General features: G+C 63.5%; 9 protein-coding genes and 1 pseudogene. 5 read left to right on the top strand and 5 right to left on the bottom strand.

Features of this window, described 5'->3' with window-relative positions:
- Window positions 1-42: 42 nt before the first annotated feature.
- On the bottom strand, window positions 43-4,851 hold the full coding sequence (locus AC0L16_RS12670) for an NAD-glutamate dehydrogenase (RefSeq protein WP_473621106.1): 4,809 nt from the start codon (window positions 4,849-4,851) through the stop codon (window positions 43-45).
- A 135-nt stretch (window positions 4,852-4,986) separates the two neighbouring features.
- Here AC0L16_RS12670 and AC0L16_RS12665 point away from each other — a divergent pair.
- Both AC0L16_RS12665 and AC0L16_RS12660 read left to right on the top strand, forming a co-directional pair.
- Window positions 4,987-5,109 (top strand): annotated as a pseudogene (locus AC0L16_RS12665) (peroxidase-related enzyme); the annotation flags it as partial.
- Between the two features lie 135 nt (window positions 5,110-5,244).
- On the top strand, window positions 5,245-5,568 hold the full coding sequence (locus AC0L16_RS12660) for a YciI family protein (RefSeq protein ID WP_473621104.1): 324 nt from the start codon (window positions 5,245-5,247) through the stop codon (window positions 5,566-5,568).
- Between the two features lie 9 nt (window positions 5,569-5,577).
- Here the strand turns inward: AC0L16_RS12660 and AC0L16_RS12655 are convergent, their stop codons facing one another.
- Together AC0L16_RS12655 and typA are read right to left on the bottom strand one after the other, a co-directional pair.
- The gene (locus tag AC0L16_RS12655) at window positions 5,578-6,192 is read right to left on the bottom strand and encodes a LysE family translocator (RefSeq protein ID WP_473621103.1); all 615 of its coding nucleotides are present in this window, start codon (window positions 6,190-6,192) and stop codon (window positions 5,578-5,580) included.
- 309 nt (window positions 6,193-6,501) lie between these two features.
- Complete coding sequence (gene typA / locus AC0L16_RS12650; RefSeq protein ID WP_473621102.1) at window positions 6,502-8,331, bottom strand: translational GTPase TypA; 1,830 nt, start codon at window positions 8,329-8,331, stop codon at window positions 6,502-6,504.
- Window positions 8,332-8,530: 199 nt separating this feature from the next.
- Here typA and AC0L16_RS12645 point away from each other — a divergent pair, with 199 nt between their 5' ends.
- Window positions 8,531-8,812, top strand: a complete 282-nt coding sequence (locus AC0L16_RS12645; RefSeq protein ID WP_473621100.1) for a hypothetical protein — start codon at window positions 8,531-8,533, stop codon at window positions 8,810-8,812.
- 45 nt (window positions 8,813-8,857) lie between these two features.
- On the opposite strand, the gene AC0L16_RS12640 is transcribed toward AC0L16_RS12645, so the two are convergent.
- Both AC0L16_RS12640 and AC0L16_RS12635 read right to left on the bottom strand, forming a co-directional pair.
- Entirely contained in the window at window positions 8,858-10,426 is a 1,569-nt protein-coding gene (locus tag AC0L16_RS12640) for an alkaline phosphatase D family protein (RefSeq protein ID WP_473621099.1), read from the bottom strand.
- A 278-nt stretch (window positions 10,427-10,704) separates the two neighbouring features.
- Window positions 10,705-11,988 (bottom strand): MFS transporter, encoded by a 1,284-nt coding sequence (locus AC0L16_RS12635; RefSeq protein ID WP_473621098.1) that lies wholly within the window; start codon window positions 11,986-11,988, stop codon window positions 10,705-10,707.
- An 82-nt stretch (window positions 11,989-12,070) separates the two neighbouring features.
- On the opposite strand from AC0L16_RS12635, the gene AC0L16_RS12630 reads away from it, so the two are divergent.
- Both AC0L16_RS12630 and AC0L16_RS12625 read left to right on the top strand, forming a co-directional pair.
- Window positions 12,071-12,670, top strand: a complete 600-nt coding sequence (locus tag AC0L16_RS12630; protein WP_473621096.1) for a TetR/AcrR family transcriptional regulator — start codon at window positions 12,071-12,073, stop codon at window positions 12,668-12,670.
- A 45-nt stretch (window positions 12,671-12,715) separates the two neighbouring features.
- The gene (locus AC0L16_RS12625; RefSeq protein WP_473621095.1) at window positions 12,716-13,309 is read left to right on the top strand and encodes a hypothetical protein; all 594 of its coding nucleotides are present in this window, start codon (window positions 12,716-12,718) and stop codon (window positions 13,307-13,309) included.
- The last annotated feature ends 150 nt before the right edge of the window (window positions 13,310-13,459 follow it).

Genomic DNA, 13,459 nt, shown 5'->3' with positions numbered 1-13,459 from the left:
GCGCAGTTCCTGCCGGCAATCCCGAGCGATGTAGGAGACTTCTCACGGCGCCGTCAGGTCGCTGATCAGCCCCGACGCCACCGACAGCCGCGACACGGTGATGTCGCCGCCCTCGGTCAGCGCCTGCAGCCGCTCGCGGATGCGCCCGACTCTCTCGCCGCCGGCCTGCAGCCATGCCGCCACCGGGTCCGTCGCCTCGGCATGGCCAGTGAGCGCCGCCACGGCGATGCCGCGCCTGGCTGCGCCGATCGTATCGGTGGCGCGGGAAAGAGCCAATTGATCGTAGTAGTCGGACGGCGCGATCGAGCGCGCCGCATCCTCGACGCGCGGAATGCGGAAGGCATCGCTGACCGCAAAAAACGCCTTCGCGGCGGCGATGATGTCGGCACTCGCCGTTCGGGCCGTCAGCGCGATGTCAGGCACGACGGCGGCCACATCGGTCAGCGCCAGATGTTCTGCCAGCCGTTCGGGCGCGCCGCCCTTGGCCAGACCATGCCGCCGCTCCTCGATCCGCTCGCGCGAGAAGGCCGGCAGCAGCGAAGTGAGCTTCGGCTCCAGTGCCTTGCGGGCGTTCTGCAATTCGGCGATCCGTTGGCCGAGCGGAGCGGTGCTGGTATCGTTCTTGAGATACCAGCCGCTGGCGACGTAAGTAAGGCGGCTAACCGCCTGATAGAGGTCGAGTTGCACCTGTCCGTCGACCTGGTTGTCGAGCGCGTCGATCTGGCGATAGAGCGCCGGCAAGCCAAAGCCGTCGCGCACCACCGCGAAGGTCCGAACCACGTCGGCCGCGCTGCGGCCGGTTGCTTCCTGCAGCCTGTTGACGAAGGATGGGCCGCCGCGATTGACCAGATCGTTGGCGACGACACGGGCGATGATTTCACGGCGCAGGCGATGGCCATGGATTTCGGCCGCGTATTTCTTCGCCATACGGTCCGGAAAATAGCCCATCAGGTCACGGTCGAAATGTGGATCGTCCGGTACGTCGCTGGCGACGATATCGGAAAACAGCACGATCTTGGCATAGGCCAAAAGCACGCCGAGCTCGGCCCTGGTCAGCGGCTCGCCACGCGCCTCGCGCTCGGCAAGGGCTGCCGGCGACGGCAGAGCTTCGACATTGCGGTCGAGCAGGCCGCGCGCCTCGAGCGCTGCCATGAAACGGCTCTGATGGGCGATGTCGGCAAGGCCGCGTTTGCGGGCAAGGGACAACGCCAGCGTCTGCTCGTAATTGTTGGACAGCACCAGCGCGCTCACCTCGTCGGTCATTTCGGCGAGAAGCTTGTTGCGGGCTGGGCGGGTCAACGCCCCCTTGCGCATCGCGGAAGCCAGCGCGATCTTGATGTTGACCTCGACGTCGGAGCAGTTGACGCCGCCCGAATTGTCGATGGCGTCGGAATTGCAGCGCCCGCCATTCAGCCCGAACTCGATACGGGCCCGCTGCGTCGCGCCGAGATTGGCGCCCTCGCCGATGACTTTGGCGCGCACTTCGAGCGCCGTCACCCGAATAGCATCGTTGGCGCGATCGCCGGCGTCCTGGTTGGTTTCCGTCGATGCCCTGAGATAGGTGCCGATGCCGCCGAACCACAAAAGGTCGACCGGTGCCTTGAGGATGGCGCTCATGATCTCGACCGGCGAGGCGGTCGTCTTGCCGAGGCCGATCGCCGCGGCCGCGGCTGGCGGCAGCGTGATCGATTTCTGGCTGCGCGAGACGATGATGCCGCCTTCGGACAGTTTCGTTTTGTCGTAGTCCTGCCAGCTCGAGCGGGCGAGGGCGAACATGCGCCGGCGCTCGGCCATCGAAGCTGCCATGTCGGGAGCGGGATCGATGAAGATGTCGCGATGGTCGAAAGCGGCGATCAGCCGGGTCTGCTCGGACAATAGCATGCCGTTGCCGAACACGTCGCCCGACATGTCGCCGACGCCGACAACGGTGAAGGGCGTGGTCTGGATGTCGCGGTTCATCTCGCGGAAATGCCGCTTGACCGCTTCCCAGGCGCCCTTGGCGGTGATGCCCATCTTCTTGTGATCGTAGCCGGCCGAGCCGCCGCTGGCGAAGGCGTCGTCGAGCCAGAAGCCATGCTTCTCGCTGATGGCGTTGGCTGTGTCGGAGAAGGTCGCCGTGCCCTTGTCGGCGGCGACGACGAAATAGGGGTCGTCCTGGTCGCGCCGCATGACCCCAGCTGGCGGAATGACGCCGTCGAGGCCGATATTGTCGGTAATCGACAACAGGCTGGAGACGTAATTCTTGTAGGCGGACGCGCCGGCTTCGAAGATGGCGTCGCGACCGGCACCCATCGGCAGCTTCTTCGGATAGAAACCGCCCTTGGCGCCAACCGGCACGATCACCGCGTTCTTGACCTGCTGCGCCTTGACCAGGCCGAGCACCTCGGTGCGGTAGTCCTGGGCGCGGTCCGACCAGCGCAGGCCGCCGCGAGCGACCGGGCCGAAGCGCAGATGCACGCCCTCGACCTCGGAACCGTAGACGAAGATCTCCCGCCACGGCCGCGGCGCCGGCAGGCCGTCGACCGCTTGCGAGTCGAGCTTGATCGCCAGCGACTGGCCCTTCTCCTTCAGATCGGGAACGAAATGATTGGTGCGCAGCGAGGCTTCGATCAGGTTGAGGTAGCGACGGATAATGGTGTCGTCGTCAATGTTGGGAACCTCTTCCAGCGCATCCCTGATCTTGGCCTTGAGGTGCCTGGCCGCGACCGCCCCTTCCGTCTCCGCCGTCGGTCCGAGGCGGGCGACGAACAGTTCATGCAGGCCACGCGCGATCTCCGGATAGCGATTGAGCGCGGCGGCTATGAAATCCTGGCTCTGCGGGATCCCGGCCTGCTGCAGATAGCGGCCATAGGCGCGCAGGATGGTGACTTCGCCCGACCACAGGCCGGCGGTCTGGGCAAGGCCGTTGTAGCCGTCATTGTCGATGTCGCCGCGCCAGACGGAAAGGAACGCGTCCTCGAACAGCGCGCCGCGGTCGCCAAGGTCGATTGGCTTGCCGTAGCTGTTTTCGAGCTCCATGTCGTGGATGAAGACCATGCCCGGCTGATCACTATTGATCATGCCGGAAGCCTCATCGCCGACCTCGAAGGTGCGCTCGCTGATAACGCGGAAACCGATATTCTCCAGCACCGGCACCCGTCGCGACAGCGCCACCGGGCTGCCATGGTGATAGATCTTCAGCGCCGCCTGATGCGGTTCCTGGTTGGCATGGCGATAGTAGTCGATGGCGATCGGATTGGCCGCACTGATCCTGGCGATGCGACCGGCATCGGCCAACGCCTCCGCCGGCGAGAAGCTGTCGCGATAACCTCCCGAGAAGCGCGAGGCGATCGCCGTGAGCGCCGCGTCGGCGCCGCTCTCTTCGGCGGTCTCGCGCAGAATATCGTCCCAGGTCCGCACGATGGCGCGGATCGCTGCCTCGATCGTCGTCTGGTCGACCTTCGGCGTCTTGCCGCCGGAACGGCCGATGATGAAATGGACGCGCGCCAGTCCGCCTTCCGGAAAGGCGGGGTAGTAGGCCGACAGCCGGCCTTGGAACACCGTCTTCAGATAGGTGCCGATCTTCTCGCGCACGACGCTGTCGTAGCGGTCGCGCGGCACGAAGATGAGGATCGAGACGAAGCGGTCGAACTGATCGGCGCGCACCAGCGCTCTGACGCGCGGCCGCTCGATCAGCCCCAAAATGGCTTCGGCGTGCTTGCGCAGGATCGGCACCGGAACCTGGAACAACTCGTCGCGCGGATAGCTCTCCAGCACGTTGATCAGTGCCTTGCCGGAGTGATCTTCAGGGTTGAAACCGGATTTGGCGATGATCGTTTCGGCTTTCGACCTGAGATAAGGGATCTTCATCACCGAGCGCGTGTAGGCGGTCGAGGTGAACAGGCCGACGATGCGCAACTCGCCGGCAAGAACGCCCTTGGCGGTGTAGGTCTTGACGCCGATGTAATCGAGATAGATGCGGCGATGGACGGTCGATTTGGCGTTGGCCTTGGTGACGATCAGCGGTTCCGGCCCGTGCAGGAAGGCGCGGATTTCCGGCGTCGTCGACACCGCTTCGGTGCCGCGCCGCAGCACCAGCACGTCCGGGTCGGAGAGGATGCCGAGGCCGGGCTTTTCGGTGCGCTCCAGGGTGCCGCTCTTCTCGCCGCCGGTGTATTTGAACTCGCGCATGCCAAGGAAGGTGAAGTTGTCGTCGCGCAGCCATTCGAGGAAGGCGATAGCCTCGGCGACGTGGGCCTTGTCGAGCGGCACCGGAGCGTAGCGGAACTCGGAGATCGCCTGGTCGAGGCGGGCCAGCATCGGCTTCCAGTCGGTGACAGCGGCGCGCACCTGGCCTAATATTTTTTTCAGCCGCTCGGCCAATGCGTCGGCCTGATCGGCCGAAAGACGGGCGATATGGACGTGGATGACGCTCAGCCGCTCATGACTGTGATCGGCCTTGGCAAAGCCGCCATCGCCGAGGATTTCGTCGACGCCGCTCTTACCGTGCCTGACGACGATGACCGGGTGGGTGACCAGCAGCGGTTCGCCGGCGCTCTCGGTGATCTCGCCGAGGACGGAATCGAACAGGAACGGCATGTTGTCATTGACGACAGTGATCACCGTCATCGGCCTGCCCTGGCGGACGACACCGGAATCGACGTCTATAGCGACGAGGCAATCGCCCTTCTTGTGCCGGGCGACGGCGCGTCCGGCGAGATCGGCGGCGCGTTCGAGGGCAGTGATCTCATAGGCGGCGACATCTTCGGCCGGCGCTCGGGCCAGCAGATAGTCGGCAAGCCTGCCGGGCTTCTCGCTGCCCTTGGCCGGGCTTATCTTTTTCAACTGGCTTGCAGATTTCAGGCCGGCCATGTCGCTAGTCCCTCCCGTCATATGTTTTGCAACTATGGTAGCAGATGGCCGATATTTGGCGACAAAGGTTTGACCGCTTGCGACGAAATGTCGGGATTCGCCGGTGGGTCACCGAAAATGAGGAGAAAATCCGCCATGAAAGACAAAATCATCGCACTTGACCTCGCGCCTGCGGAACTGAGCGAAGCGACGAAAGCCTATTTCGCCAAATGCGAGGAGAAGCTCGGCCTCGTTCCCAACGTGCTTTTGGCCTGCGCTTAGCCAACCGGACCTCACATTAGTGATTCGCATTCTCGTTGCGTCTTTGCCGGTTTGGTCCGATGATTACCGCTGCGGCGTGACCGCATGTCGGTTCGACGCCCGCCGATCAACAGAAGATCAACGGAGGAGAACATGGCGAAATTTCTCTATGTCTATCACGGCTCCGGCAAGATGCCGACCGACGAGGCCGAACGGCAAGCAGCGATGGATGCCTGGAACGGCTGGTACGGCAAGCTTGGCTCGGCGGTGGTCGACGGCGGCAATCCGGTCGGCATGTCGAAGACCGTGCTGCCCGGCGGTAGGGTCGAGAACAATGGCGGCAGCAATCCGACCGCCGGTTACACAATCGTTGAAGCAGACGATATCGACGATGCCGTCGACAAGGCCAAGGATTGTCCTATCCTGAAGGACCCGGGTTTCAGCGTCGAGATCGCGCCGATCATCGAAATGGGTTGACGCACCGGCTCAGGATCGAGCCGCGATCGCCGCCGCGGCACCGGCCATGGTGGTGGCACTGACGCGGTTGGCGATCTTCATCGCCCGCTTGCTCTTCAAGAGTTTTCGCGCCTGCGCTGCCGCCAGCACCCAGGCCAGATCGATGGCGACCAGAACCACGGCCATGGTCAGCGTCAGCTCGATCCAGCCGACGACCGTCACTGAGGCGAGATCGATGATGGTCGGCAGCAGCGCCATGTAGAACATCATGATCTTGGGATTGCCGAGCGTCACCGCCATGCCGGCAAAGAACAGTTTGACGGCCGACTCCTCGCGCGGCATCTCGCCCCCGCGCGCCTCGACCGGGGCCGTCCACATCTTCCAGGCGAGGTAGGCGAGATAAGCGACGCCGAGCCATTTCAGCACGACGAAGGCGAGATGGAAGGTCTGCGCGACCATCGCCAGCCCGAACACCGCCAGCGACAGCCAGATGGCCTCGCCGATCCACATGGCGAGCAGGAACGGGAACACGTCGCGAAAGCCCTTCGCGATGACCCGCGCCACCAGAGCGGCAATCGAAGGGCCGGGCGAGCCCGCGGCGACAAAAAGGGCGGCGGCGAAAATGAGGAGAGAGGTGAGGTGCATGTGAGTGCCTTCGAGCGTCAGAAAGCTAAGGATATCCGATCGGCGGCAATTTGGCATCCCTGCAGCTTGCAGAGAACTTTGCCCTCTGAAGAGGCGCCGGCGCTGCCCCTCATCTGGCTGCCGCCATCTTCTCCCCGTGAATGGGGAGAAGGGCGCCGTCATCGACGGTTCCGCCAATTACCAGCGTTGCAAAAAATGAACGCCGAGGGTGCGGTCAGCGGTCTTCTCCCCGTTCACGGGGAGAAGGTGCCGGCAGGCGGATGAGGGGCAGCGCCGACCTCCTTCAATGAGGCAAAATCGACATCGCGCTTACGCCGCGCCGACCACCTTGGCCGACTTCTCAAAACGCTTGCGCTCGTTCGGGTGGAGATAGAGTTTGCGCAGACGGATGGTTTTCGGCGTCACTTCGACCAGCTCGTCGTCCTGGATCCAGGCCAGCGCGCGTTCCAGCGTCATGCGGATCGGCGGCGTCAGCTTCACCGCCTCATCCTTGCCGGCGGCGCGGATGTTGGTCAGCTTCTTGCCTTTCAGCACGTTCACTTCGAGGTCGTTGTCGCGTGAATGGATGCCGATGATCATGCCCTGATAGACCTTGACGCCCGGATCGATGACCATCGGACCGCGATCTTCCAGGTTCCACATGGCATAAGCCACCGATTCACCCTGTTCGTTGGAGATCAGCACGCCATTGGTGCGGCCCGGCAGCTCGCCCTTATAGGGTTCGTAGGCATGGAACAGCCGGTTCATCACTGCTGTGCCGCGCGTGTCGGTCAGCAGTTCCGACTGGTAGCCGATCAGGCCGCGCGTCGGCGCGTGGAAGACGATGCGCTGGCGGTTGCCGCCTGACGGGCGCAACTCGACCATCTCGGCCTTGCGCTCCGACATCTTCTGTACGACGACGCCGGCATGCTCCTCGTCGACGTCGATGACGACTTCCTCGACCGGCTCGAGCAACTCGCCGTTCTCGCCGTTCTGCATGACGACGCGCGGCCGCGACACGGCGATCTCGAACCCTTCGCGGCGCATCGTCTCGATCAGCACGGCAAGCTGCAATTCGCCGCGGCCGGAGACAAAAAACGAATCCTTGTCCGGCGATTCTTCGATTTTCAGCGCGACATTGCCTTCGGCCTCGCGCAACAGGCGGTCGCGGATGACGCGGCTGGTCACCTTGTCGCCCTCGGTGCCGGCCAGCGGGCTATCGTTGACGAGGAAGGACATCGTCACGGTCGGCGGATCGATCGGCTGCGCATGCAGCGGCTCGGTCACCGACGGGTCGCAGAACGTGTCGGCGACGGTGCCCTTCGACAGGCCGGCAATGGCGACGATGTCGCCCGCCTGCGCTTCATCGATCGGCTGGCGCTCGAGCCCGCGGAAAGCCAGGATCTTGGAGATGCGGCCGGTTTCGACCTGGGTGCCGTCATGATGCAGCACCTTGACCGCCTGGTTGGATTTCAGCGTGCCGGATTCGATGCGGCCGGTGATGATGCGACCAAGGAACGGATTGGCTTCCAGGATGGTGCCGATCATGCGGAACGGGCCGGGGTGGACGGTCGGCGCCGGCACGTGCTTGATGACGAGGTCGAACAGCGGCGCCAAACCCTGGTCCTTCGGACCTTCGGGGTTTTCCGAGACCCAGCCGTCGCGGCCCGAACCGTAAAGGATCGGGAAGTCGAGCTGCTCGTCGGTGGCGTCGAGCGCTGCAAACAGGTCGAACACTTCGTTGACCACCTCGACGTGGCGGGCGTCCGGCCGGTCGATCTTGTTGATGACGACGATCGGCTTCAATCCGACCTTGAGCGCCTTGCCGACGACGAATTTTGTCTGTGGCATCGGCCCTTCGGCTGCGTCGACCAGCACGATGGCCGAATCCACCATCGACAGGATGCGCTCGACTTCACCGCCGAAATCGGCGTGGCCGGGAGTGTCGACGATGTTGATGCGTGTGTCCTTCCAGTCGACCGAGGTCGCCTTGGCCAGGATGGTGATGCCGCGTTCCTTTTCGAGGTCGTTCGAATCCATGGCGCGTTCGGCGACGCGCTGGTTGTCGCGAAACGAGCCGGACTGCTTCAGGAGCTGGTCGACGAGGGTGGTTTTTCCATGGTCGACGTGCGCGATGATCGCGATATTACGAATTTTCATGTTGTGGTCTCGGGAGCGTGCAGGCAGCAGGCCAAAAGGCGCTGCCTCTTTCGGTTGGGCGGCTCATACAGGGTTTTTCGCAATTGCGAAAGAGGAGGCGCGCCACCAAATACATGGTCACCAAATCTTAAGCGTCTTGGTGTGAAATGGAATTATTAACCAAAGCGGAACCTTTCGCGGTCGGGACAGTTCAAATTTCATGAGCAATACGGGCACCAGATACCGGCCAATCTTCGCATGGGCGGCCCTGGCCGTTCTCCTTGCGGCGGGCGCGGCACAGTCGGCCGCGACCCTCAAGGAAGCGCCCCCTGCCCTGCCTTCCGATACGCGTTCGGCGGAGCAGTTGTTTGCCGATGCGCCGGATGGCGTCGACCCGGTGGTGACCGGGCCAGTCAGCGCCGCCTTCAAGCAAAGGCAGAAGGTCGCCGATTGCGACAACGCTGTTTGGCCCAATATTCCGACCGTTTGCTATCCTGACTGACGACCGCTCCTTACCATCCCCCTGTGGGGAGGGTAAACAGTCCCCTCACGCCGAATGCACCGGATCGAGCGTGACCTTGTAGAGTTCATTGTCGTCGCGATCCATCAGCCGCACCGTCAGCTGTTCAGTGGCGCCGTCGATGTCGACGAGGCCGAAGAACTGCAGGCCGGCCGAGGGTGGCAGGTTCTGCCCCTGCTCGGCGGTTGGCGCCTTGATGAATTTCAGCTCCGGGCCGAAGGTCATGTCGAAATCATTGGGTCCATACGTGCCGGCGTGGAGCGGACCAGAAACAAATTCCCAGAACGGATTGAAGTCCTGGAACTGCGCCTTGTCAGGATTGTAGTAATGCGCCGCCGTGTAGTGGACGTCGGCGGTCAGCCAGACGGTGTTGGTGATGCCGGCATTCTTTATGTAGCGAAGCAGGTCGGCAATTTCCAGCTCACGGCCCTTGGCCGGGCCATTGTCGCCATTGCTGACGGCCTCGGCGCCGGCCTTTTTGGTGGCGTCGTTCCAGACGACGAGACCGAGCGGCATGTCGGCGGCGATGATTTTCCAGGTCGCGTTGGAGTTTGCCAGTTCGCGCTTCAGCCATTTCATCTGCTGTTCGCCGAGGATGCGCGATTGCGGCGTCACCGAATCCTGCATGCCGGGGCCATTGGCGCCGCGATAGGAACGCATGTCGAGGAAGAACACTTCGAGCAGCGGCCCGTAGGCGATCTTGCGATAGACGCGGCCCGGTTCCGACGGCTCGTAGCGGATCGTCGTCATCTCGTGGAAGGCGCGGGCTGCGCGGGCCGCCAGCACATGGATGTTTTTTTCCGAGTAGCGGTCGTCGGCGCCCAGGTCCTTCGAATCCGACCAGTTGTTGACCACCTCGTGGTCGTCCCACTGGTAGAAGGTCGGGCAGATGGCGTTGAGCCCCAGCACATGTCTGTCCATCAAATTGTACTTCCACTGGCCGCGGTACTCGTCCAGCGTCTCGGCAACCTTGCGCTTTTCGTCGATGAGGACCTTGTTCTTCCACTTGCCGCCGCCGGGAAGGTCGACCTCGTCCTTCATCGCCCCGTCAGCATAGATGGTATCGCCGGAATGCAGGAAGAAATCGGGCGTATGCTTGCCGATCGTGGCATAGGTCTTCATGCCGGTGTCGTCGATGCCCCAGCCCTGGCCGGCGGTATCGCCCGACCAGGCGAACCGAATGTCGCGCTTCGAGGCCGGCGCCGTGCGGAAGCGGCCGACGATCGGCTCGGAGACGGCGTTGATGTCGGCGAGATCGGTCGCGATCATGCGGTAGAAGATGTCCTGGTCGGAGGCGAGGTCGGTGAGCAGCCGCTTTACCGTGTAATCGCTGGCCGGCGACGTATCGAGCGGCGCAAGGCGCAAAGGGTTGGCGAAATTTTCCGTCGACGAGACTTCGAACATGACACGCGAAGGGCGGTCTGTGCGGGTCCACACCACGCCGCTGGTTGCGTCGACATCGCCCGACTGGATGCCATGGGTGAAGGCGGGCCGCTGATTGGCGCGGGAATAATAGGGAAGCGCGAGGCCCGATACGCCGACGAGGCCGGCGGCGCTCGCCGACGTGACAAAAGCACGGCGTGAAATCTTGTTCATGGCTGTCTCCTGGATGGCTTTGAACGTCGCCGCCAAGGTCCAGGGTCAATGTTTCAGGCACATCTCGAAACCATGAAGGTTTTACTACAGTGAACAGGTGATCTCCCCCCTTGAGGGGGAGATGTCGCCGAAGGCGACAGAGGGGGTCGTCTCGCGTCGAGCGCCGGCGTCACTTCTCGTAGCGGAAGGCGTTGACGCTTCACGCGAGGCGACCCCCTCTGGCCGCTTCGCGGCCATCTCCCCCTCAAGAGGGGAGATTAGCGCTCAGCCGTCACAGCTCAAGCCGCCTGCGGTTCCCGCTCGAAGGCCGGACGGCTGGTGTTGATCAGCAGCGAGATGCAAGCTGCGGCTATTGCCGTCATGCCGGCGATGAGGAAGGCAGTTTCGTAATTGCCCTGCAATTCACGCATGGTGCCGCCGAAGAAAGCGGCCGCCGCCGCACCCACCTGATGGCCGGCGACGATCCAGCCGAAGACGATCGGCCCGCTGCGGTCGCCGAACGCCTCGTTCGACAGCCTGAGCGTCGGCGGCACGGTGGCGATCCAGTCCAATCCGTAAAGCACGGCGAAGATGATCAGACTGGTCGACGAAAAGCCGGAATAAGGCAGATAGATCAGCGAGAGGCCGCGGATCGCGTAATAGACGCCGAGCAGCTTGCGCGGGTCGAAACGGTCGGTGAGCCAGCCCGACAGCGTCGTGCCGATCAGGTCGAAGATGCCCATCAGCGACAGCAGGCCGGCGGCTTGCACCTGGCCGATGCCCATGTCGCCACAAAACGCGATCAGGTGCGTGCCGACCAGTCCGTTGGTGGTAAAACCGCAGATGAAGAAAGTGGCGAACAGATACCAGAACACGCGGGTGCCGGCGGCACGACGCAGCGTGCTGAGCGTGTGCATGAGAAAATTGCCCTGCGAGGCCGGCGGAACCGGCGGCACGTCGTCGGCCTCAGCGCCGTAGCGCACCATGCCGATCGAGGACGGACGCTCCGGCACCAGCAGCCAGACCAGCGGCACCAGACAGGCGGTGGCGACCGCAATGGCGATGGCGACAGGCTTCCAGCCGCCCGACTGGGCGAGCGCGGCGAGCAGCGGCAGGAACACCAGCAGGCCGGTGGCGGCGGAGGCCGACATCAGCCCCATCACCAGGCCGCGATTGGTCTTGAACCAGCGATTGACGATGGTGGCGCCAAGCACCGTGGCGACCGCACCGGAACCGACGCCGGAGAATACGCCCCAGGTGAGAAGCAGGTGCCAGGGCTCAGTCATCGACAGGCTGATCGCCGTCGAGCCCGACATCAGCACCAGCGACGCCAGCAGCGTGCGGCGCAGCCCGATCCGTTCCATCAGGGCCGCGGCAAACGGCCCGGTCAAACCGTAGAGGAAGATGCCGATGGCCGCGGCGAGCGAGACGACATCGCGCCGCCAGCCGAAACTCTCCTCCAGCGGCAGCATCATGACAGCCGGCGCCGACCGCAGGCCCGCCGCGATCAGCAGGCAGAGGAAAATGACGGCGACCACGACGAAAGCATAGCGCTGGCCAAACGGACGGGACTGAGCTATCATGTTACTGACCGGTACGTTGCAATTGCGCCCGAGGTATACGTACCGATCGGTAACATGTCAAGCAGGTAACGGCTTATCCTAGATGAGAAGCATTGAACCAACGATCAAAGCGGACGAACCGCCGCGCGCGGGCGAAAAAATCCTTCGCGTTGCCCGCGACCTGTTCTACCGGCAAGGCATCAGGGCGATCGGCGTCGATGAGATCGTGCGGCGCGCCGGCGTCACCAAGCCCAGCCTCTATCGCAGCTTTCCGTCCAAGGACGAATTGGCCGCCTCCTATCTCCGGCAATACGACCTCGAGTTCTGGGCCCGCTTCGACGAGGCGGTGGCTGCCCATCCCGGCGATCCGCGCGCGCAGATCGCCGCCTTCCTGACCCGCATCGGCAAGCGCACGCAAAAGCCAGACTATCGCGGCTGCGGCATGACCAATGCGGCCGTCGAATATCCCGAGCACGGCCACCCGGCCCGCGTCGTGAGCGAGGCCAACAAGCAGGAATTGCGACGACGCCTGCGCGCCATGGCGGCGGCAATGGGTGCCGGCGACGCCGATACGCTGGGCGACGGGCTGCTGCTCCTGATCGAGGGCGCCTACATCAGCGGCCAGCTGTTCGGTGCCGGCGGACCAGCGAAGTCTGTTGCCCGCAACGCCGACCTGCTGATCGAAGCGAGCTTGAAGAAATAGCGTTTGGCGATACCGTGCGGCAGCCCCGAAACGGAGTTGTTCGCGATGCGTGCTCTTTTGCTGATCCCGCTTGCCCTCGCCGGCCTCTGCCAGCCTGCCCGGGCCGGCGACATTTCCAGCGCCTACACCGATCTCGACTGGAAGAAGGACTGCGTGACCTACGCGCAGGCGGAAGAAGGCGACGGCGACTGGGCCAGTCTTGTTTGCTCGGGCTATCGCGGCTACCCGGTGCTGATCGCCTACGACGATGCGCGGGAATCGCTGTTTTATGGTTTTCCGCCCAGCGACATGACCGCGGTCTGGGAAAGTTTTGTCGCCTTCAACTCGGCGGCATCCAAACTCGAGTGGCGCATCGAGACGAACGGCGATCGCGCCATCCCGTTTGCGGTCATCCATCGGCGCTCGATCAGCAATCCCGAGGCAGAGAACAACCCGACCGACGTGCTGATCGTCGCCAAGATCGCCCAGCCGGAGACCTATGAGGGTTGCACCGTCGGCCTGGTGCTGGCCACCGGCAACCCAGGCGCCAACGACCAGGCCCGCAAGCTTGCCGACGAGAGGGCGAGGACCTTTGCCTGCGGCAAGGACAAACGCGTGGTTATCGGCGACGTACCCGCTTTCGGCCGCGTCGATAACTGACTTCGTCATCCCTGGGCGGAGCGACGCGAAGCGGAGCGCAGACCCTGGGATCCATTCCGTGACATTAATCTAACCCGTCTTCGCCGATTCGGCTGTGGATAAGACGAAATTGAAGATTTTCTGGTTTGGTAGGTCGTTGAATGTATTGGT

This window comes from Mesorhizobium sp. WSM4848, assembly GCF_055811375.1.
Note: the sequence above shows the minus strand (reverse complement) of the source record. Positions and strands in the feature narration are given on the sequence as shown.